Raw genomic sequence first — 20,215 nt, forward strand, 5'->3', positions numbered from 1 at the left:
CCGGCGTCGACATTCCCGCAGCGGCGACCCCAAGACTTCCCTTACATGCAGCAATGAATGTGCTTAGCGTTGCGTATTCACGTACGCTGCCCTATGTGGCTGCCCATGACCGAGACATTACATATCGTTGGCGGCGGCATGGCCGGTTCCGAAGCCGCATGGCAGGCCGCCGAAATGGGCGTGGATGTAGTCATCCATGAAATGCGACCCAATGTGGGCACCTTTGCGCATCAAACTGGCAATCTGGCGGAAATGGTATGCTCTAACTCGTTCCGCTCTGACGATGACGAGCAGAATGCCGTTGGCCTGCTTCACTGGGAAATGAGGGCGGCAAACGGTCTGATCATGAAAACTGCTGACGCGCATCGCCTGCCGGCGGGCGGCGCACTGGCCGTCGACCGCGATCCGTTTTCGGAAACCGTAACCGCAAAACTGCGCGCCCACCCGCGTATTTCTGTGACCGGTGAAGAAGTCAGCAACTTGCCTGACGACGGTAAATGGATCTTTGCCACGGGCCCCCTCACCTCTCCATCTCTTGGTGAAGCGATCCGCAAGGAGACAGGTGCCGAATCCCTTGCCTTTTTTGATGCCATCGCACCGATTGTCTACGCTGACAGCATCGACATGACGCAGGCGTGGATGCAGTCACGCTATGACAAGGGTGAAACAGAAGAAGAGCGCACAGCATATCTCAACTGCCCCATGAACCGGGATCAGTACGAGGCATTCATCGACGCCCTGCTTGCCGCTGATAAGACGGAATTTCACGAAGGCGAAACTGCCGGATATTTTGACGGCTGCCTGCCCATCGAAGTCATGGCCGAGCGCGGGCGAGAAACACTGCGTCACGGGCCGATGAAACCCGTGGGCCTGACCAACCCGCACCAGCCTGATGTCAAACCCCATGCCGTCGTCCAACTGCGGCGCGACAATGCGCTGGGAACCTTGTTCAATATCGTGGGTTTCCAGACCAAGATGAAATATGGAGCGCAGACCGAGGTTTTCCGCATGATCCCCGGTCTGGAAAATGCCGGTTTTGCGCGCTTGGGCGGCATCCATCGCAATACTTTCATCAACTCCCCCACCTTGCTCGACGCGCAAATGCGGCTGAAATCCAAGGCCAACATCCGCTTTGCTGGTCAGATCACCGGCGTTGAAGGGTATGTGGAAAGCGCGGCGATGGGATTGCTGGCAGGCCGCATGGCTGCTGCTGAAATCCTGGGGCGGTCGCTGGATGACGTTCCTCAGGACAGCGCCATGGGCGCGCTGATCCACCACATCACCGGCGGTGCCGAAGCCAAAACCTTTCAACCGATGAACGTCAACTTTGGCCTTTTCCGCCCGGTCGATGGGCTGAAAGGGGGACGTCGCGGCCGCAAAGATCGGTACAAGGCCTATACGGACCGCGCCAAGGCCGCATGGACCACGTGGCTGGAACAATGCTGACTGGACGGCGCGCGTCCGAAGCGCCTAACATGGTGGCATGAGTGATAAATTCCTGAAAGACACTTACAATCTCTCAACCCCGCAGGAAACCCGTGCGCACTATGAAAAGTGGGCAGACTCCTACGACAAGGAGGTCGGCGAGCATGGCTATGCCACACCGGGACGGGTTGCCGAGGCGTTGTGGTCGAAAATGCCCGAAGCCCAGACTCCAATTCTGGACTACGGATGCGGTACCGGGTTGTCTGGCGTTGCCCTGAGTAAAGTCGGTTTCGAGGTTATCGATGGTCTGGACCCAACACCACAAATGTTGGATGGCGCTTTGGCGAAAGGTGTTTACCGGAATCTCTCAACATTTGAAGTCGAGGACCCCAACCCGCTGCAGCAAGGCACCTATAAAGCGATCACCGCCATAGGGGTAATCGGTGTCGGCGCAGCACCGCCGGAAACCTTTGACTTGCTGATGAATGCCCTGCCCAAAGGTGGATTGCTGGCCTTTTCCTTCAACGACCACGCTCTGGCTGATCGCGCCTATTCCGGGCGTCTCAATGATTGGCTGGATATGGGGTCGGCGCGTTTGCTGTTTCGGGAATACGGACCACACTTGCCAGGAATGGACTTGAAGTCCGACGTCTACGTTGTTGAGAAAACGTGAAATTCACTACACGCTTTGCACCTTCGCCTACAGGTCCACTACATCTTGGACATGCCTATTCCGCGCTTTTGGCAGCGGACATGGCTCGTGAATCTAACGGGTGCTTTTTGTTGCGGATCGAAGATATCGATCAGTCACGATCACGCATCCAGTGGGAAAATCAGATTTATGATGATCTTGGCTGGTTAGGGCTTTCCTGGCCATCCCCGGTTTTGCGTCAATCAGATCGGCACCAGAGATATGGCCAGGCTGTAAAGCAATTAACGGAGATGGGGCTTGTCTACCCGTGCCGCTGCAACAGGGCAGATATCAAGGCAGCCGCTGGGGCTCCGCAGGAGGGTGTTCCTCAATTCGGTCCGGATGGCCGTATTTATCCTGGCACTTGCCGCGAGCGTCCGTTGTCTGAAGCATCCGCCAACGAAGCCTTGCGCCTCGACATGCAAAAAGCGGTCGATTGCGCAAACTTGCGGTCCTTTGAAGAAACCGGCCATGCTTACGTTGGAAAACATCAACTGGATCCGGAAACGCTTGTTCAGGCAGTTGGAGATATTGTACTTGTCCGGCGTGACATGGCGGGCTCGTATCACTTGTCAGTTGTGGTCGACGACGCCGATCAGAATATCACCCACATTGTTCGTGGCGAAGACATGTTCGAGGCAACGCAGATACACGTCCTGCTGCAATCCCTGCTGGGCTTGCCGACCCCGATTTACCATCACCATCTTCTCATACGCGACGAAAATGGAAAACGGCTGGCAAAACGGGATGACGCCCGGGCGATTCTGAAGTACCGCGCCGAAGGTGCCACGCCTGAAGACGTCAGAGCGATGGTCGGGCTTTGATCCCGGTTTCAGGCCCCTCGCCTTGGGTGCAGATCAGTGTCACACCATCGGGGCCATAAGCTCGACCTCGGCCCCTTCCTGCACCGAAGTATAAAAACAACTGCGGCGGTTTGTATGGCACGCCGGGCCAGTTTGGCGAACAAGTACCAACAGGCAATCCCGATCACAATCAACGCGGAAATCGATCAGTTCCTGTACGTGGCCTGACGTTTCCCCTTTGACCCAAAAGGATTTACGTGAACGCGACCAGTAGGTTACCCGACCTGTTTCCAGCGTACGCACCACTGCTTCCGCATTCATCCATGCCATCATCAGGACGTCTCCGCTGGTATGATCCTGAGCAATCGCGGGGATCAGGCCTGCTTCGTTGTATGTCAAAGTCGAGGGGTCGAATGACACGAAAGTCGACATGGTAAAAACCTTTTGCATCCTTCATCGTGACCACTATGTATGGGGAACAGACAACGAGGGAAACCCATGTCCGGCGAGACAGATCTGATAAAGCTCTATTCCGGTCGCATTCTGGCGCTTGCGGCCGATATCCCGCATCTGGACCGGCTGGAGAACCCCGATGCAACGGTCAAGAAACGCTCACCTTTGTGTGGCTCGACCGTCACTGTGGATATAAAGGTCGCTGGTGATAAGGTCACCGAATTTGGGCAGGACGTCAAAGCATGTGCATTGGGTCAGGCATCGGCCTCGGTCGTTGGCGCAGCGATTCTGGGGGCGACACGCGCGCAGATCGAAACGGCCCGCGACCAGTTGAAGAATATGCTCAGAAATGACGGACCGGCGCCTGATGCCCCGTTTGACGGGCTCGAAGTATTGATGCCCGCGCGGGACTACAAAAACCGCCATGCATCGATCCTGCTTGCGCTCGAGGCCACCGCCGAGGCCATGGAAACAGCAGAACAGGCCAATTGCGCCTAAGCGTGGCAATCTGAGACAAACGCGACTAATCTCCCTTTAATTTCAGAGGGGGATTTTGTTTTGCATAGTTTGCTTGAGCACTTCGTTACTCTTTGGGTCGTGATCGATCCGATCGGAACGATCCCCGTGTTCATTGCGGTAACCGCTGGTATCGAGGCGTCGGCACGCCGCCGCACGGCTTTGCTAGCGGCCGCGGTTAGCGCCGGTGTGCTGCTTTTCTTTCTGGTGTTCGGACAGCTTCTTATCGAAGCGTTGGAAATCGGCTTAAACTCGTTTCAGGTCGCTGGCGGTATCATTCTGTTTCTGTTTGCCCTGACGATGATATTCGGAGAAAGCAAACCCGATACAGAGCAGCGGCAAGCAGAAGAAGAATCCCAGGCAGATCCCCACAAACCCAACCCGGCAATTTTCCCCTTGGCGGTTCCGTCTTTGGCGTCACCCGGTGCCATGCTTGCCATCGTTATTCTAACCGACAACAACCGCTACAGCGTCGCCGATCAGGGGGTTACAGCACTGGTCATGCTCGCTGTTATTGCAATTGCGTATGTTCTCATGCTGCTGGCAGATCCGATCATTCGTCTGATTGGCCATTCTGGATCGGCAATCATCAGCCGTGTGATGGGAATGATCTTGGCTTCGGTTGCTGCCAATTCCGTTTTGTCCGCTTTGCTGGAAATCATCAAAACGGGCCAGTTATAAAAAAACCGCCGCTTCTCCCGGGCGGAGAGAGCGGCGGCAGGTATTGCGTTTCTCGCGTGGGGTCCGGATATCCGCACTGGGGCCGAGGCAAGGCCCCTCAAGGAAAACGGGACAGGTAAGTCATCCTTGAAACAATGGGGAAGACAGGCGCGGATTCAGCGGCACGAGATCGCAGGCAGTAAAGTCAGAACCCCGCAGGCATGTGAAGTGCAACGACAAGCATGACCACCAAAGACGCCACACCGACAGCATCCTGAAAAAGCGTGCTCTGCGAACGGCTGAAGGCTGTCTTGATCTGGGTCAGCATGGTCTCACCTCCGGTCAGGGTTTAATCATTTGTTGACCTTTTGTTCTCATATTTTTTCAATTCAGTAAAGAACTTTATGAGAACATTTGCGAACTTTTCAGCTACACATTCCCTAACCCACTGAAATCAAACGTATCGCCTGATCCTGTTTCATTAACCACAAAAGGGTGCGGGCCGCCTTTCCGCGATCCGTGGTTAATTTGGGATCAGATGCCAGCAAAGCCCGCGCATCGGACTGCGCGACGGCCATCAATCCGGCCTGACGTTCAAGATCGGCAACACGAAATTTCGGAAGGCCGGACTGAGCTGTTCCGATCATGTCACCGGCGCCTCTCATTTCCAGATCGGTCTCTGCTATGCGAAATCCGTCCTCCGTCTCACGCAATACTTCCAGACGTCGACGTCCTCCTTCGCTGAGCGGTGGCTGATACATCAGCAAGCACGTGGATTCGGCATCCCCACGACCCACACGGCCACGCAACTGGTGCAATTGGGCAAGGCCAAAGATCTCGGCCCGCTCGATCACCATAATTGATGCGTTCGGGACGTTTACCCCGACTTCAATTACGGTTGTGGCCACCAGAACCTTGGTTTCCCCAGATTGGAACGCAGCCATTGCCGCATCCTTTTCCGGCGGCGGCATTTGCCCATGCACAAGCCCGACGATACTGTCCCCTAGAATGGCCCGCAGGCGTTTGAACCGTTCTTCAGCCGCAGTCAGATCAGAGACCTCGGATTCATCGACCAGAGGACAGACCCAATAACATTGCCGCCCGTCCTCAATCGCACGTTTCAGATGCGCGACAACTTCATCGATACGTTGCGTGCTGAGAATTGCAGTCCGGATTGGCTTACGACCTGGCGGTTTCTCGTCCAGCACAGAAACGTCCATATCCCCGTACTGTGTCAGTGCAAGGCTGCGCGGTATGGGCGTGGCAGTCATCACAAGCACATCTGCTGCCACCCCCTTTTCCGCCAATTCCATACGCTGCCGAACACCAAACCGATGCTGTTCGTCTACTATGGCGATACGAAGATCATGGAATTCGACATCGCTCTGGAATACTGCGTGCGTTCCGACCAGGATGTGGATATTTCCATCTTTCAGCGCGGCGAGCTTTGCCTTACGGTCGGCACCTTTGTCGCGACCCGTCAGGATTTCCAACACGACCCCGGCCTCTTCTGCCAGCGGTCTGAGACCTTCCAGATGCTGACGCGCCAAAATTTCGGTCGGCGCCATCATGACCCCCTGCCCGCCTGCTTCGACCGCAACAAGCAAGGCTATGAAAGCAACCAAAGTTTTTCCCGCGCCCACATCCCCCTGCAGCAAACGGTTCATCCGCGTTTCCAATGCCATATCCGCAGCAATCTCATCGATGGCCCGCAACTGCGCACCGGTGGGGCGATACGGCAGGCTGTTCAGTACTTTCGACTGCAGCTTTCCCGACCCAACACTTGCCGTTCCCCGCGCCTTTCTTTCCCGCTGCCGTGCTAATCCCAGCGTCAGTTGGTGGGCAAAGAACTCGTCATATGCCAAACGCTCACGCGCAGGCGCCGTGAGTGCAACGTCATCAGCGCCTTTCGGTGCGTGTCCGGATTTGATTGCCCCAAGCCAGTCAGGCCAGTTCATTTTGGCCACCTGAGAGGGATCGATCCATTCAGGCAAATCCGGGGCGCGTGACAATGCACTGCGCGCCGCCTTAAAAGCCGTTTTCTGGGTTACGCCCTGCGTCAGATGATAGACCGGTTCGAACTCGGGGATTTCACTTGCCTCTTCGGGTGGAAGGACATGATCCGGGTGCACCATCTGGGCCATTCCGTCGAACAGTTCCAGTTTACCGGAAACCACCCGGCGCGTGCCCTGCGGCAAGATTTTTTTCAGGTAATCCCCTCTGGCATGAAAGAAAACCAGCTGGAATTCGGCCCGTGCGTCTTCAACGTGAATACGATACGCGCCGCCTTTCGTTCTTGGTGGGCGATGCACTCCGACAGTAACTTCAACGGTCAGGGTTGATGGCAGATCAGCGCCCTGAATGGTATCCCTGCGGCGTCTGTCTACCACCGCGTAAGGCAGCGAAAACAGAACGTCCCTGGGCGTTTCAATATCGATCTGCGCTAACAGCCTAGCGGTTTTCGGCCCCACGCCGTCCAGTGTTTCAAGCTTGGAAAATATCGGAAATAGTGTTTCAGGCCGCCCGCTCATGCATCCCCGATCAGCTGCAACCAGCCGTCCTCATCCAGTGTTTCGATACCCAGCTCTGCGGCCTTTTTCGCCTTTGAACCTGCCCCCGGACCGGCAACCAAGATATCAGTTTTCTTACTGACTGAGCCCGAAACCTTGGCCCCTAACGCTTCGGCCCGCGCCTTGGCTTCCGCGCGTGTCATTTTTTCAAGAGTCCCCGTGAACACCACCGTTTTCCCGGCGACCGGGCTGCCCGACGTATTTGGGCGTTTGGCCTCCTGTACATTGAGCATTGCAACCAGTTCATCAATGCTCTTGCGCTCGGCAGTTTGCGCAAAGGCCGAGACAAGCGCGTGTGCCATAACCTCGCCCACGCCATCAATTGCCAGAAGGTCCTCCCACTCGGGTCCCTCGAAACCTTTTGCGGCCGTAATGCACTTTTCGAACTCGGACCATGTACCATAGTGGCTCGCAATCAAGTTCGAGGCAGCCTCACCCACATGACGAATACCCAATGCAAAAAGCAGTCGACCAAATGAAACGGTGCGTTTCTCCTCTATCGCCAACCACAGATTGGACGCACTTTGCGCACCCCACCCCTTACGGTTGGCGAGCTTTGTCAGGTTGGCACCATCACGTTCCTGCAACGTAAAGATATCTGCCGGTGCCTTTATCGGAAGGTCCGGGTCATCATAGAACATTTCGATCTGTTTTGCCCCTAGCCCTTCGATGTCGAACGCTTTGCGGGATACGAAGTGTTTTAGTTTTTCCATTGCCTGTGCCGGGCAGATCAACCCGCCAGTACAGCGTCTTACGGCATCCCCTTCTTCCCGCACGGCATCACTGCCGCATTCGGGGCATTTCGCCGGAAAGTCAAAAGGAACGGCGCCCTCCGGACGTTTGGACAAATCGACATCGGCCACTTTGGGTATTACATCACCCGCACGGTATACTTGGACCCAGTCACCCACTCGGATGTCCTTGCCGCCGCGAATTTCTTCCCCCTTGGAATCCTTTCCCGCGATATAGTCCTCATTGTGAAGCGTTGCATTTGATACGACAACGCCACCGACAGTCACTGGGTGCAGACGTGCTACCGGGCTCAGCGCGCCTGTTCGGCCAACCTGAATGTCAATTGCCTCCAGTTTGGTCCAGGCGAGTTCAGCCGGAAACTTGTGCGCAATTGCCCATCTGGGTGTCGTCGAGCGAAACCCGAGCCGCGATTGCAGTGTCAGGTCATTGACCTTGTACACAACACCATCAATGTCGTAGCCCAATGTGGAACGCTGCGCCTCAATCCCTGCATAGTGATCCAGCATCTCGCTTGTCGACGCACATAACCGTGTCAGTGGGTTGGTTTGAAACCCAAACCCCTCCAAGCGCTGGATCGCTTTGTATTGTGTTGCCGCAAGGCGTTCTGATGCGTCTCCCCATGCGTACGCAAAGAAACGAAGGGGCCGCGCACGGGTGATTTCGGCATCCAGCTGCCTCAATGATCCCGCGGCAGCGTTGCGCGGGTTCGCGAAGGTTTTTCCTCCAATCTCGGCTTGTCGCATATTCAGCGCGTCGAAGTCTTCGTGGGACATGTAGATTTCGCCACGTACCTCCAGCACATCTGGCGCGCCGGAGATTTGCTTGGGGATGTCCGCAACTGTCCGGGCATTCGCAGTAACGTTTTCCCCGACTTCTCCGTCTCCGCGGGTTGCGGCCTGTGTCAACTCGCCCTTTTCGTAGCGCAGCGACAACGAAAGCCCATCAATCTTTGGTTCCGCCGTGTATGCCAGTTCGTCATTTTCAGTCAGCCCAAGATATTTTCGAACGGATTGATCGAAATCGACCACGTCCGCATCATCAAACGCATTTCCGAGTGACATCATGCGCACAGAATGTGTGATCTTGGAAAATCCGTCCGCAGGGCGTGCGCCAACTTGTTCTGAAGGGCTATCACTCCGCTTCAGGTGCGGAAAAAGGTCCTCGATCTGCTGATTGCGCAACTTCAGCGAGTCATATTCGGCGTCAGAAATCTCGGGTGAATCGTCAGTGTGATAACGCTCATTGGCACGGCTGAGCAGGTCGGCTAGGCGCTTCAATTCGTCATGCGCCTGCGCTTCGGTAAGTTTCTCAGCGGGAATCGTATCGCTCATGGCCTCGCCCTATCACTTGATCTTGGGAACCAGTGATAGGGCGAGGCCATGAGCAGGTCCAGTCATGCTAAGCCGTGAGTGAACTTGCCGCCCCGGACCGCCAGCGGCGCATCGTGATTACATCAGGCGCCGACGGCAAGCCGCGCCTCGCCCATCGCGTTGGATTGCGGGTCTCTTAGGACATAGCCACGCCCCCAGACGGTTTCGATATAGTTTTCGCCATCCGTTGCGTTGCTTAGTTTTTTGCGCAGTTTGCAGATGAAAACATCGATAATCTTAAGTTCAGGTTCGTCCATTCCCCCGTACAGGTGATTCAGGAACATCTCTTTCGTCAGTGTTGTTCCTTTGCGCAGGCTCAATAGTTCCAGCATCTGGTATTCCTTACCTGTCAGATGCACTGGCGTGCCTTCGACATCCACCGTTTTGGCGTCCAGATTTACAGCAACGCGCCCGGTCCGGATGATCGACTGCGAATGTCCCTTTGAACGACGAATAATCGCGTGAATTCGCGCTACCAACTCTTCCCGATGAAACGGTTTTGTCAGATAGTCGTCGGCCCCGAAACCAAATCCCTTGATCTTGCTTTCGGTGTCATCGGCACCCGAAAGAATCAATATTGGCGTTTCGACGCGCGCGATGCGCAGCTGGCGCAAGACCTCGTGCCCCGTCATGTCCGGCAGGTTCAAATCCAGCAAAATCAAATCGTAATCATAGAGCTTTGCCAGATCTATGCCTTCCTCACCAAGATCCGTCGCATAGACGTTCAGATTGGCATGCGTCAGCATTAACTCGATGCTTTTGGAAGTTGTCGGGTCATCCTCAACAAGAAGTATGCGCATATCAAAGCTCCAGTTTCGTAAATACTCAGATTTCAATTCAAATCTGACCAAGATTGGTTAACCCAACGTTACCGATATCGCTATTAAGTCTTTTCTACCATAGGTTGTCTATATTTTTTTAGCGAAGTTACCTTCAGTGCATCTGCGCCATGTTCGACAACCGCCGTTGCCCACAAGCTGAACTCTTCTTCGCTAACCCCATATTTTTGCTTCACTTCCGACAGGGTTATCAGCCCGTAAAGAACCCCGCGAACGACTGTCACTTTTCTTGATGCAACCCATCGCTGCGTATCCTCAGGAGGTAAATCAGCACGTGACAAAATCGATCCGTCCGGAAGTGTGACCGACCGAGGCCCTTCTACTTTGTGCAAATACATCATGCGCCCCTTTTGCTACTTCCCATAAGCTGATCCCAGCTTACTTAACGCTGCATGAAAGCACCTCTTGAGAGTGTCTCGAATTTTCCTATATTCTGCCGGTCTTTCGTAACCCGCACAGGATCCGACATGGCCCTCGATAACGAGACCCCGCTGAACTCGCTTGGCTTTGCCAAGCCGCCCTCGGAAACGCGGGTTGTGGTTGCCATGTCCGGCGGCGTGGACAGCTCCGTGGTGGCGGCCTATCTGGCCGACCAAGGTTATGACGTCGTGGGCGTAACTCTGCAGCTATATGATCACGGCGCTGCGTTGGCCAAAAAAGGTGCTTGTTGTGCAGGCATAGATATTCACGACGCGCGGCGTGTGGCCGAAGAGCGCGGGTTTCCTCACTACGTTCTGGATTATGAAAACATCTTCAAGGATGCCGTGATCGACGAATTCGCCGACAGCTATCTGGCCGGTGCGACCCCGGTTCCCTGCATCCGCTGCAATGAGCGGGTTAAATTCAAGGATCTGCTGGAAACCGCCAGGGATCTTGAGGCCGACTGCATGGCCACAGGCCATTATATCCAACGCAAGGTGGGATCGAACGGTGCTGAGTTGCACAGCGCCGAGGATGCGAACCGCGATCAGTCCTATTTCCTGTTCTCGACCACGCCTGAGCAGCTGGATTATCTGCGCTTCCCTCTTGGTCACCTTCCCTCCAAGGACGCGACCCGGGAAATGGCAGCACAATATGGGCTGGCCGTCGCAGACAAGCCGGACAGTCAGGACATCTGTTTCGTGCCTGATGGCAACTATGCCAGCGTAATCGAGAAGCTCCGGCCGGGTGCAGCCGAACCGGGTGAGATCGTGCACGCCGATGGCCGGGTTCTTGGCACCCATACCGGCGTGATCCACTACACCATTGGACAACGTCGGGGTCTTGGAATTGGCGGCCTGAGCGAGCCCTTGTATGTTGTAAAGCTGGACGTTGACAAAAAGCAGGTTGTTGTCGGGCCAAAAGAAATGCTGGCGACACGAACCGTACCCGTGCGCGAAATCAATTGGCTGGGCGATGCCCCTTTTGACTCGCAAAAGGAATGGCATGTTTCGGTCAAGGTCCGCTCGACCCGTCCGCCGCGCGAAGCGATCATTCGCCCACTGTCTGACACGACGGCCGAAGTCGAACTTCTGACCGCGGAAGAAGGCATTTCACCTGGTCAGGCCTGCGTGTTTTATGAAACCGAAGGTAGCCGCATCTTTGGCGGCGGATGGATTTGGCGCGGGTACTAGATCGCGTCGGTCCATGTATTGCTGAGGATATACAGCCCGGCCCCTATCATCACATAAGGGACAAGGCCTTCCAGCCTGCGGGCAACCCGCCCTGTCATAAATGGCGTCCGTGTACTCAGCAATGCCAATGCCGCCAGCGCCAGCGCTGCAAGGCTAGCACCAACCGCACCGGCGAGACGGAAACTCGGCGCCGAATCTGCCAGCAGCGGAGCGAGAACAGCAAACGTGTCCATAGACAGGCTGATGAAAATCAGTGTGGTCACAAGGATTGATGTGCTGGAGGAGATGCGGGCGGTATCGCCGCCATCTTTGTCCCGAAACCTCCTGATGGCTCCGACAACACCCAGACTCAGTGGGATCAGACCCAGATACCCCGCCCATTGAGGAACGATATCATCGACACCCAGTGCCACCGCTACAGATGCGCCGATAATGATGACCTGCGCCAGCAAGAACCCCAATACAGACCGCACCGGGCCTGACACCAACATAAGCGCGATCAGCGCGGCTAGGTTGTCCAGATTGGTCAGAACCTGCGCCAAAAAGGCCGATAGCGCAAAGACAACATGATCAACCATCACGTCTTCATCCGCTGCAGAACCGCACGCGCCGCCCTGAGCCCCGGTGCCTCACCCCCTCGACCGAGGCGTACCATCGTGCTCCGCATCGCCTCAGCCTGACTTTCAGGATGGGCTGCAACGCCTGCAAGCTTGTCCGCAATAAGCTCCGGCAAACACTCCGGACCCAGACATTCGGGCACTGCGCGCGTTTCGCTGACCAGATTGACGAGAGTTACCGTATCGAGCTTGACCATCCGTTCGGCCATTTTCTGGGTCAGCCATGTCAGCTTGTAGGCAATTACCATCGGTGTCGACTGCGCGGCAAGTTCAAGAGAAACTGTGCCCGAAGCCGCCAATGCGACCTCAGCCGCGGCAAATGCTGCGCGTTTTTGCGCCGTTGCCTGATCGGCAGGTATCCCGCGGGGATCAACGACGACAGGTGAACCGGGCCAGTTCTGTACGTGTTCTGACACCACATCGGCCATATGTGCGACGGTCGGGACCACAATGCGCATGTCCGGCCGGTCCTGCAGGAGCACCGTCAGCGCCTCGCCGAACACCGGGGCAAGCCTGTCAACCTCGCCCCGCCGTGAACCCGGCAAAGCCAGCAGTATGGGTGCCTCCCCGATACCGTATTCATCGCGGAATGCGGCAATATCATCGCTGGTTGCTATCGGCTCATTCACGACGGGATGCCCGACGAAATCGCACTCCATCCCGGCGCGCTCCATGTAGGGCGGCTCAAAGGGCAGCAGCGCCAAAACGTGGTCGATAACCTTCGCCATCTTGTCAGCGCGCCCGGGACGCCAAGCCCAGACACTTGGGGCCACGTAGTGCACCGTTCGAATATCGCTTTTGGCTTTGACTTGTTTGGCCACTCGCAGGGAAAAATCGGGGCTGTCGATGGTGATCAGAACGTCCGGATTTGTCGCCAGAACTGCCTCGGCCGTTTCAGATATCCTGCGTTTCAGGTGAAAAAACTTGGGCAGAACCTCTACCAGCCCCATGACGCTGAGTTCGGACATCGGAAATCGGCTTTCCAATCCCTGCGCCTGCATGAGCGGACCGCCAACACCATCGAAACTCAGATCGGGGACAAGGGTCTTTAGCCCCTCCATCAACGCGGCGCCCAACCGGTCGCCCGATGGTTCACCGGCGACCAGAAATACCCGCATCAGACTGCGCGCTCACGCACGTACAGGAATATTCCCAGCCGGTTGCATTCCTCGATCACACGCTCGCGCTCCAACACGATGACACCGCCTTTTTCGACAACGATTCCGGCTAGCCCGGCAGCTACCGCACCGGTTACGGTATCAGGGCCAATGACGGGCAGATCAGCGCGCCGGTCCTGACCCGCTTTCGGAGCCTTGAACAGCACGCCACCTCCAACATCGGGCCGCTGCGCCAGCGATTGCAACATCCAGGCGGTGCCAAAAATTCCTTCGACTGCCAAAACCTGATTGTCCAGAACCACACAGGCCTGACCGATATCAGCCGCGCTCATGACCCGCAGTACCCCGGCCGCGCGGTCAGCGTCGGTCAGATCCTTGTCCGAAGGCCGTGTTTCCGTCTGACACCCCAAAGGCGGTAGTATATCCGGCGCCAGTTCATGGGCAGCATGCACCGCAAGACCTGCATCTTCAAAAATGCCAATAACCGCGCGCAAGGCCCCGTCATCCCCCGACATGATCGCCTGCTGCAAGATCGGGACCAACGGTATCGTTTCCGCATCAATACGGCCCGGATTGATAACCGGACGTCGGACCGCACCGGCCATGCAGACTTCGGTAATTCCACGCGTGCGCAAATCGGCGATAAAACTGCCCAGCTGTTCCAACGGAAAGACACGATCTGTGGTTAGGTTTTCAGGCTCGAAACCTTCCATCGCGCATATCATCGGACGCTCAGGCAGTCTTGCCACCAACTCTTCCGGCAAGGCACCGGTTCCTGCGATCAGCGCGAGCATTGCGTCACTTCCTTGGTGTGAGGAAAGAGCGGTCGGTTTCGCCAGTCACGAAATCGACGATCCGGCGAACATATTCGCTGTCGGTCCCTTCGCCCATCCGTTTGGCGCGGTCCATAAAGGTTCCCTCGCCGTCGGATAGCTCGCGAAATGCAGCCCGCAGCGCCGAAATATCTTCACGCGCAACGCCGCGCCGTTTCAAACCCACAAGATTCAAGCCATCCAGCTCACCGCGCGACGCCTGCACAAGACCATAGGGAATGACATCATTGGCAACCATGGTCAGAGCGCCAATAATCGCGCCCTGCCCCACGCGCACCCATTGATGCAACCCAGACAGACCGCCAACGATAACGTCATCTCCGACGATGCAATGTCCTGCGGCACCTGCATGGTTCACCATGATCACACGGTCACCAATCTGGACATCGTGGGCGACATGGGCGCCAGCCATCAGCAGACAATCGTCCCCGATCCGGGTTACTCCACCACCGCCTTCGGTCCCGGCATTGATCGTCACATGCTCGCGAATGCGATTGCGCTTGCCGATTTCAAGACGCGTGTTCTCGCCCTTGAACTTAAGATCCTGAGGAATCTCTCCGATAACAGCGAAGTTGAAGATCACGGAATCATCGTCCACCGAAGTTTGACCGGTGACAACGACATGTGATTTCAACACGACCCGATCACCAAGTCGGACTTGTCCGCCGACATAGCAAAACGGGCCGATTTCACAATCTTGGCCGATCTGTGCACCGTCTTCGATGATCGCGCTGGGATGAATGCGGCTCATGTTGTTTTTTCCATGTCCCAGTCCACATAGGCAGCGAACTCGGCCTCGGCAGCTACATCGCCTTCAACGGTCGCACGACCGCTGAATTTAAAGATCTTGCCACCGATCTTACCACGCACGGTCTCGACATGCATTTCAAGCACGTCGCCGGGGATCACTTTGCGGCGGAATTTGCACTTGTCGATATTCATGAAATAGATCAGCAATTCGCTGTCGATCACATCCATTCCTACACCCAGCATTACGCCCGCGGTCTGAGCCATAGCCTCGACGATGGTCACACCCGGCATGATCGGCGTTCCGGGAAAGTGGCCCTGAAAATGCGGCTCGTTCATGGTCACGTTCTTGATGCCGACGGCCGAATGATACCCTTTGATATCGATCACCTTGTCGACCAGCAGAAACGGATAGCGATGAGGCAGAATCCTCTGAATCAACTGAATGTCGGCACTTTTGGTTTCCGTGGTCATCGTGCGGTCGTCCTGTTCCGGGTGTTCTTTTACGAGTGGATTAGCAATCTCCTACCTCAAGGGCAAGCATCGCTAGTCTGCGCCTTGCTGCTCCAGCTCCGAGCCATCGCCAATGGCGGCATCGATCCGCGCAATCGCAATATCCGTGATATCCGTTGCATCCGAGCTTAGAAATACATCGGTTCTTTCGACAATCAGGCCCGCTCCCGTCTCGCGCAGCAGATCAACCAGTATGGGTCGCGCCATTTCGAGAAACAGGCTCCTTGCCTCATCACTACGGATTGCCAAAGCGTCCAATTTCGCGCGCTGACTTTCACGATGGGTCTGAACTTTTCTGTCAAACGCTTCGGCTAGGGGGCGAAAATCCTGCGCGCTCATGGTTGCGCGCTTTTCGGTCAGATCCTTTTCCTCGCGGCTTAGATCTTCTACGATTCGTTCATTCTCGGCCGCAAGCAGAGCGCCTTCGGCCTCGATTTCCCCAATCACACGCATCCCAAATGCCGAGCCTGAAAAAAGCCGATCGCTAGAGATCGTAAGAATAGCCGCCTGTGGAACCCCCAACTGCTGAGGCAGCACCTGAGTTGGCGCGATCAGGGCCAAAAGAACACACAGGGCCCTCAAGGGGCCCTGTGATACTACTCTGAGTATTCCACACATGTCCTCAGAACCGGGCCTGAATCGTCAGGTCAAAGTTCTGTTCCTTGTCGAAATCCTCTTTCTGGATTGCTTTCGAGAAGTTGAACCGAAGCGGGCCAAAGCCGGTCGTCCACAGGATGGAGAAGCCAATCACCTGACGGATCGACCCGTCCGCACCAACGATGGTACCGCCGGACGTATCCACGTTCGAGAGGTTGTAGAGGTTGCCGATGTCATAGAACAAACCACCGCGCAGGCCCAATTCTTCGGGCAACCCGAGGGGGAAATCCGCCTCAAAACGCGTTACCCAGTAATAGTTGCCGCCGATAGCATCATCCTGACCGTTCGACAGATCCCGAGGTCCAAGGCCCGCAGGTTCGAACCCACGGAACGTATTCGGCCCAAGAACAAATCGGTCGATGGTACGGCTGAAGTTGTCACCGGTCCAATGCAGTGCACCAGCCTCGACTGTCGCGCGCAAAGTCACCTCTTCGTTCCACACCCGCGTCTGAGCAATCGAACGCGCGCTGGTCTTGAAGTACTCGTTGTCACCGCCAAGACCAGCAGCGTCAACGCCCACTTCGAACAGGAAGCCAGCATTCGGATTCAGACCACCAATCCTGCTGTCATAGGTATAGGAAAGTCCAAGCGAACTGGTTGAGCGTTCTCCTTGTGCGATTTCCGAGCTAATGACGGCACCACTGGTCTGGCCATCCTGCTCTGTCATTTCGCTGTTTTCCCATCTGTACCGCAGGCTAACCGACGACAGTTCGCCGATTGCGTAGGACAGAGAAGGATTGAAGAACACACGGTCTACGTCATAGGTCGCAAAGCTCGAGTTTTGCGAAGCCAATCCCATTCCGAGATCAAAACGAAGTCTACGGCCCAACAGATACGGCTCGGAAAAGTTGATGACGTACTGTTCCGCGTCCTGCGCCGTTGACAGGGTGAGCCCCAGAGTTTGTCCACGCCCAAGGAAGTTTGACTCGGTCAGACCGACTGCAACCCCGAAACCGTCCGAGATCGAGTAGCTACCGCCAAGGCTGAGCGAGCCTGTCGGCTGTTCCTGAACATCCACGTCAATGATGACCTGGCTGGGCGACGATCCTTCGCGCGTTTCCACATCAGCGGTCGAGAAAAAACCAAGCGCGCGGATGCGTTCAGCACTCTGACGGACTTCACGCGGATTGAAGGGATCGCCCTCAACCGTGTTGAACTGCCGCCGGATCACCCGGTCCAGGGTCGTGGTGTTCCCTTCGATATCAATCCGCTCGACAAAGATTCGTGGCCCTTTAGTCAGAACAAACTGAACGTCCAGCGTAAGATCGCGGTCATTTCGCGTGATACGCGGCTCGACCCGCAGAAAATCGACGCCCTGCTTCAGTCCCAGACGTTCTTGCCGTGCGATTGAGTTTTCAACATGGGTCGGCGAATAGATCACGCCGGGTTTGATCTTGAGGGCATCCTGATAGGCTGCCGCATCAACGCCAGGGATCTCGCTGACTGTTGAGACGCGCCCGAACCTGAACTGCTGTCCTTCAGTGACATCCATCACCAGAAAGAAGGCATCCCGTTCGCGCGTAAACTCAACATTTGCGCTGTTGACGCGGAAATCGACATAGCCCCGCGACAGGTAGAAATCACGTAGCACCTGTTTGTCGAACTCGATACGATCCGCAATAAACGTGTCCGAGCGCAGGAACGTCCGCAGGAAGTTGGCCTGTTTGGTCTCCAGAATGCGGCGCAAACGCCGATCAGAATAGACACGGTTACCGACAAAGCTCACGCGTTCAATTTCGATTGTGGTGCCTTCGGAGACCTCAAAAACCAGATCAACACGATTGTCGCTACGACGAATGATACGGGGAATGACAGTTGCCGATACTCGACCTTGCGCCGAGTAGATTTCAGCAATCAGGTTGGCATCTTTTTCAGCGACTTCCGGAGTGAACACCCGACGGGGCTGGGACTCAATTGCCTCCATCAGCACATCGTCCTTGACCCTGCGGTTGCCTTCGACACTGATCTTGTTGATCGTCGGATATTCTTCGACCGAAATGACCAGTGTGCTGCCTTTTGGCGTCAGTTCGACTGTTTCAAAAACACCACTGTCAAGCAAACGCTGATAGGCATCGTTCAACTGGCCCGCAGTTACCTGCTGGCCCCGTTCGATTCCCGAACGCGCTATTATGGTGGACGTTTCAATCCGTCGGTTGCCTTCGACTTGAACCGAGTTAAACGTGTAATTTTGGGCCAGCGCCTGCTGCGGCGAAACCACAAACACCATTGCAAAGAAAAGGAAAAAAATTCCTAGTGCCCGCCACAAAATATTGCCTTGCGGTTTGTAAACACCGCAGGATGTGCCCGCGCCTCTCCTGTCAGTCATTTTTGTCTCTACCCAAAATTATACGACTTTAACGTTGAGTACCGGGATTGTTGGGGCTTGTCAAAAGCCCAAAAGACAACGCGGCCCAATGGGCCGCGCAACTGAATTTTCAAACGTATTCAGGGAATCACAAAGATAGTACGTAGGCGCAAATAGCCCAGGCAACGGCAATGGCCCCAACGCTCAGGAACCGGTCCCAGTTCAGCGTCATCAAAAGGGTCAGGCCCTGATAGGATTGCTGCAGCGTGTTTAACATCGCCAACTACTTCTCTTGTTCCACAAAGGTCTTTTGCGATGACAAATTTAGCCCACAATTGAGGCGATATTTTGTCAATTTTTAGGTGGCCGGGTCACAATCAGCAGAAGAGATCATTACTCAAGGAAAAGACCATCAACATCAAAATCAGACTGATCCCGATTCCCATCAGAACCCGCAAAGCGGAATCGCTGGGCGGTTTCCCCACAACGGCCTCATAAGCATAGAAGACAAGATGCCCCCCATCCAGAGCTGGTATCGGAAACAGGTTAAGCAACCCAACCGCTGTCGACAAAACAGCGATAAAGAACACAAAGCTCTGGGTACCCTGACTGGCCATCGCGCCTGACGTTTCGGCGATGCCGATAGGTCCGGAAATATTGCACGTGCTAATCGCGCCGGTGATCATATGCCAGATGCCCGACAATGAACCATCGATAATACGTATGGTCTGGTTCACGCCGTTGGACAGTGATGCCCCCAACCCGGCAGGTTCTGTCGCCGGTTCCAGCATCATTCCCCCGACTATGCCAATCCGCCAGTGGGTTACAAATCCGCCATCCGGCTGCGGTTCATCGGTGCGACGTGGCGCAAGCGCAAACTCAAGTTCCGTCCCATCACGCCATACACTCAGCAGCAAAACCCGCCCATCCGAAGACTCAACGTGTTCTTTCAGCTGCTCAAAGGCAAAGATTGGCTCACCATCCACCGCGGTGATCACGTCACCGGGGCGTAGTTGTATATCCATTGCCGCACTTCTAGGCGCAACCTGTTGGATCAGCGGCGGGAACAGCCACGGCCCGGACACATTAACCTCCTGCCCTTCACGCAGAACCGAATAATCCAGAACCGGCTGCACCGGCAATTCGTCGACAAAATCACCCCACTCACCACCTTGGTCAAAATCAGGTGTGCGGATGCCTTCGATTGCGACGATCTGATCGCCATCCCTGAGTTCCTGAACGGTCCCAGGCAGCGGCTTCAAATTTCCCACCGTTAACGGTTCTTTAGCCACCCCTTGTGACCAGAAAATCAAGCCGAAAACCAGGATGGACAGCACAAAGTTAAAGATCGGCCCAGCAGCAACCGTCGCCGCACGCGCCCAAAGCGGTGCACCGTGCATAGTGCGACGCAGCTCTTCCGGGTTTTGTTCGGAAAGCTCTCCCATCGCTTCCTCGTCTTTGCCCGAGGCCGCGTTGGCGTCGCCCAGAAACTTGACGTAACCACCGAATGGAAGGGCTGCTACCTGCCATTTGGTACCGTGCTTATCCACCCGACTCCAAAGAACGGGACCAAATCCAAGCGAGAAGACCTCGGCATGAATGCCCGACCAGCGACCAACAATGTAATGACCGTATTCATGCACGGCCACAATGACCGAAAGCGCCACGACAAACGCCGCGATTGTATAAAGTAGCCCACCAAATTGCGGGATCAGAGATATGATGTCCAAGT

At 55.6% G+C, this 20,215-nt stretch carries 21 protein-coding genes; 6 read left to right on the forward strand and 15 right to left on the reverse strand.

The window, feature by feature from the left end; all coding sequences use genetic code 11:
- Positions 1–105 precede the first annotated feature (105 nt).
- The 3 genes from trmFO to gluQRS are packed head-to-tail and all read left to right on the forward strand — an operon-like array spanning position 106 to position 2,940.
- Complete coding sequence (trmFO, locus tag ACR0NA_RS00085; RefSeq protein WP_480724991.1) at positions 106–1,446, forward strand: methylenetetrahydrofolate--tRNA-(uracil(54)-C(5))-methyltransferase (FADH(2)-oxidizing) TrmFO; 1,341 nt, start codon at positions 106–108, stop codon at positions 1,444–1,446.
- A gap of 37 nt (positions 1,447–1,483) precedes the next feature.
- On the forward strand, positions 1,484–2,098 hold the full coding sequence (locus tag ACR0NA_RS00090) for a class I SAM-dependent DNA methyltransferase (protein WP_480724993.1): 615 nt from the start codon (positions 1,484–1,486) through the stop codon (positions 2,096–2,098).
- Positions 2,095–2,940 carry a tRNA glutamyl-Q(34) synthetase GluQRS gene (gene gluQRS / locus ACR0NA_RS00095; protein ID WP_480724995.1) on the forward strand — a complete coding sequence of 282 codons (846 nt, stop codon included), beginning with the start codon at positions 2,095–2,097 and terminating at the stop codon, positions 2,938–2,940. The genes ACR0NA_RS00090 and gluQRS overlap by 4 nt, the downstream gene beginning before the upstream one ends.
- Before the next feature lie 39 nt (positions 2,941–2,979).
- Here gluQRS and hisI read toward each other — a convergent pair whose 3' ends face one another.
- Entirely contained in the window at positions 2,980–3,369 is a 390-nt protein-coding gene (gene hisI, locus ACR0NA_RS00100) for a phosphoribosyl-AMP cyclohydrolase (protein ID WP_480724997.1), read from the reverse strand.
- Between the two features lie 48 nt (positions 3,370–3,417).
- Between hisI and ACR0NA_RS00105 the strand changes: the two genes are divergently transcribed.
- Together ACR0NA_RS00105 and ACR0NA_RS00110 are read left to right on the forward strand one after the other, a co-directional pair.
- Complete coding sequence (locus tag ACR0NA_RS00105) at positions 3,418–3,870, forward strand: iron-sulfur cluster assembly scaffold protein (RefSeq protein ID WP_480449645.1); 453 nt, start codon at positions 3,418–3,420, stop codon at positions 3,868–3,870.
- 60 nt (positions 3,871–3,930) lie between these two features.
- Positions 3,931–4,569: a MarC family protein gene (locus tag ACR0NA_RS00110; protein ID WP_170652504.1), complete on the forward strand. Its 639-nt coding sequence runs from the start codon at positions 3,931–3,933 to the stop codon at positions 4,567–4,569.
- Positions 4,570–4,753: 184 nt separating this feature from the next.
- Here the strand turns inward: ACR0NA_RS00110 and ACR0NA_RS00115 are convergent, their stop codons facing one another.
- The 5 genes from ACR0NA_RS00115 to sciP all read right to left on the reverse strand — a co-directional run bounded on the left by ACR0NA_RS00115 (position 4,754) and on the right by sciP (position 10,418).
- Positions 4,754–4,876 (reverse strand): hypothetical protein, encoded by a 123-nt coding sequence (locus ACR0NA_RS00115; protein WP_480449647.1) that lies wholly within the window; start codon positions 4,874–4,876, stop codon positions 4,754–4,756.
- A gap of 112 nt (positions 4,877–4,988) precedes the next feature.
- Positions 4,989–7,079: an ATP-dependent DNA helicase RecG gene (gene recG / locus ACR0NA_RS00120; protein WP_480724999.1), complete on the reverse strand. Its 2,091-nt coding sequence runs from the start codon at positions 7,077–7,079 to the stop codon at positions 4,989–4,991.
- Positions 7,076–9,202, reverse strand: coding sequence for an NAD-dependent DNA ligase LigA (gene ligA, locus ACR0NA_RS00125; RefSeq protein WP_480725002.1), 2,127 nt, complete (start codon positions 9,200–9,202; stop codon positions 7,076–7,078). Before ligA ends, recG begins: the two co-directional genes overlap by 4 nt.
- Positions 9,203–9,324: 122 nt before the next feature.
- The gene (ctrA, locus tag ACR0NA_RS00130) at positions 9,325–10,041 is read right to left on the reverse strand and encodes a response regulator transcription factor CtrA (RefSeq protein WP_480449653.1); all 717 of its coding nucleotides are present in this window, start codon (positions 10,039–10,041) and stop codon (positions 9,325–9,327) included.
- 83 nt (positions 10,042–10,124) lie between these two features.
- Complete coding sequence (sciP, locus tag ACR0NA_RS00135) at positions 10,125–10,418, reverse strand: CtrA inhibitor SciP (protein WP_480725004.1); 294 nt, start codon at positions 10,416–10,418, stop codon at positions 10,125–10,127.
- Positions 10,419–10,547: 129 nt separating this feature from the next.
- Between sciP and mnmA the strand changes: the two genes are divergently transcribed.
- Positions 10,548–11,693 (forward strand): tRNA 2-thiouridine(34) synthase MnmA, encoded by a 1,146-nt coding sequence (gene mnmA / locus ACR0NA_RS00140; RefSeq protein WP_480725006.1) that lies wholly within the window; start codon positions 10,548–10,550, stop codon positions 11,691–11,693.
- On the opposite strand, the gene ACR0NA_RS00145 is transcribed toward mnmA, so the two are convergent.
- From ACR0NA_RS00145 to rseP, 9 genes are all read right to left on the reverse strand, one after another.
- Positions 11,690–12,271 (reverse strand): cadmium resistance transporter, encoded by a 582-nt coding sequence (locus ACR0NA_RS00145; protein WP_480725009.1) that lies wholly within the window; start codon positions 12,269–12,271, stop codon positions 11,690–11,692. The two genes, mnmA and ACR0NA_RS00145, sit on opposite strands and share 4 nt — an antisense overlap.
- Positions 12,271–13,428 carry a lipid-A-disaccharide synthase gene (gene lpxB, locus ACR0NA_RS00150; protein ID WP_480725011.1) on the reverse strand — a complete coding sequence of 386 codons (1,158 nt, stop codon included), beginning with the start codon at positions 13,426–13,428 and terminating at the stop codon, positions 12,271–12,273. The genes ACR0NA_RS00145 and lpxB overlap by 1 nt, the downstream gene beginning before the upstream one ends.
- A complete protein-coding gene (locus ACR0NA_RS00155; protein ID WP_480725015.1) occupies positions 13,428–14,222 on the reverse strand; it encodes an LpxI family protein in 795 nt (264 codons plus the stop codon). Before ACR0NA_RS00155 ends, lpxB begins: the two co-directional genes overlap by 1 nt.
- Positions 14,223–14,226: 4 nt before the next feature.
- Positions 14,227–15,012, reverse strand: a complete 786-nt coding sequence (lpxA, locus tag ACR0NA_RS00160; protein ID WP_170652486.1) for an acyl-ACP--UDP-N-acetylglucosamine O-acyltransferase — start codon at positions 15,010–15,012, stop codon at positions 14,227–14,229.
- A complete protein-coding gene (fabZ, locus tag ACR0NA_RS00165) occupies positions 15,009–15,482 on the reverse strand; it encodes a 3-hydroxyacyl-ACP dehydratase FabZ (RefSeq protein ID WP_170652484.1) in 474 nt (157 codons plus the stop codon). Before fabZ ends, lpxA begins: the two co-directional genes overlap by 4 nt.
- A gap of 72 nt (positions 15,483–15,554) precedes the next feature.
- The gene (locus ACR0NA_RS00170) at positions 15,555–16,103 is read right to left on the reverse strand and encodes an OmpH/Skp family outer membrane protein (RefSeq protein WP_480725018.1); all 549 of its coding nucleotides are present in this window, start codon (positions 16,101–16,103) and stop codon (positions 15,555–15,557) included.
- Positions 16,104–16,143: 40 nt separating this feature from the next.
- Positions 16,144–18,504 carry an outer membrane protein assembly factor BamA gene (gene bamA, locus ACR0NA_RS00175; protein WP_480725020.1) on the reverse strand — a complete coding sequence of 787 codons (2,361 nt, stop codon included), beginning with the start codon at positions 18,502–18,504 and terminating at the stop codon, positions 16,144–16,146.
- Between the two features lie 127 nt (positions 18,505–18,631).
- Positions 18,632–18,766, reverse strand: a complete 135-nt coding sequence (locus ACR0NA_RS00180; RefSeq protein ID WP_480449665.1) for a hypothetical protein — start codon at positions 18,764–18,766, stop codon at positions 18,632–18,634.
- Positions 18,767–18,860: 94 nt separating this feature from the next.
- Complete coding sequence (gene rseP / locus ACR0NA_RS00185) at positions 18,861–20,213, reverse strand: RIP metalloprotease RseP (RefSeq protein ID WP_480725024.1); 1,353 nt, start codon at positions 20,211–20,213, stop codon at positions 18,861–18,863.
- Positions 20,214–20,215 lie beyond the last annotated feature (2 nt).

It is taken from the genome of Ruegeria sp. C11 (assembly GCF_056537725.1).

Bases quoted from the DNA above. Each gene is read 5' to 3' on its own strand.
- ligA (WP_480725002.1), bottom strand. From the start codon at position 9,202: ATGAGCGATACGATTCCCGCTGAGAAACTTACCGAAGCGCAGGCGCAT.
- sciP (WP_480725004.1), bottom strand. From the start codon at position 10,418: ATGTATTTGCACAAAGTAGAAGGGCCTCGGTCGGTCACACTTCCGGAC.
- fabZ (WP_170652484.1), bottom strand. From the start codon at position 15,482: ATGACCACGGAAACCAAAAGTGCCGACATTCAGTTGATTCAGAGGATT.
- lpxA (WP_170652486.1), bottom strand. From the start codon at position 15,012: ATGAGCCGCATTCATCCCAGCGCGATCATCGAAGACGGTGCACAGATC.
- mnmA (WP_480725006.1), top strand. From the start codon at position 10,548: ATGGCCCTCGATAACGAGACCCCGCTGAACTCGCTTGGCTTTGCCAAG.
- ACR0NA_RS00090 (WP_480724993.1), top strand. From the start codon at position 1,484: ATGAGTGATAAATTCCTGAAAGACACTTACAATCTCTCAACCCCGCAG.
- recG (WP_480724999.1), bottom strand. From the start codon at position 7,079: ATGAGCGGGCGGCCTGAAACACTATTTCCGATATTTTCCAAGCTTGAA.
- ACR0NA_RS00115 (WP_480449647.1), bottom strand. From the start codon at position 4,876: ATGCTGACCCAGATCAAGACAGCCTTCAGCCGTTCGCAGAGCACGCTT.
- hisI (WP_480724997.1), bottom strand. From the start codon at position 3,369: ATGCAAAAGGTTTTTACCATGTCGACTTTCGTGTCATTCGACCCCTCG.
- ACR0NA_RS00155 (WP_480725015.1), bottom strand. From the start codon at position 14,222: ATGCTCGCGCTGATCGCAGGAACCGGTGCCTTGCCGGAAGAGTTGGTG.
- bamA (WP_480725020.1), bottom strand. From the start codon at position 18,504: ATGACTGACAGGAGAGGCGCGGGCACATCCTGCGGTGTTTACAAACCG.
- ctrA (WP_480449653.1), bottom strand. From the start codon at position 10,041: ATGCGCATACTTCTTGTTGAGGATGACCCGACAACTTCCAAAAGCATC.
- trmFO (WP_480724991.1), top strand. From the start codon at position 106: ATGACCGAGACATTACATATCGTTGGCGGCGGCATGGCCGGTTCCGAA.
- ACR0NA_RS00145 (WP_480725009.1), bottom strand. From the start codon at position 12,271: ATGGTTGATCATGTTGTCTTTGCGCTATCGGCCTTTTTGGCGCAGGTT.
- ACR0NA_RS00105 (WP_480449645.1), top strand. From the start codon at position 3,418: ATGTCCGGCGAGACAGATCTGATAAAGCTCTATTCCGGTCGCATTCTG.
- lpxB (WP_480725011.1), bottom strand. From the start codon at position 13,428: ATGCGGGTATTTCTGGTCGCCGGTGAACCATCGGGCGACCGGTTGGGC.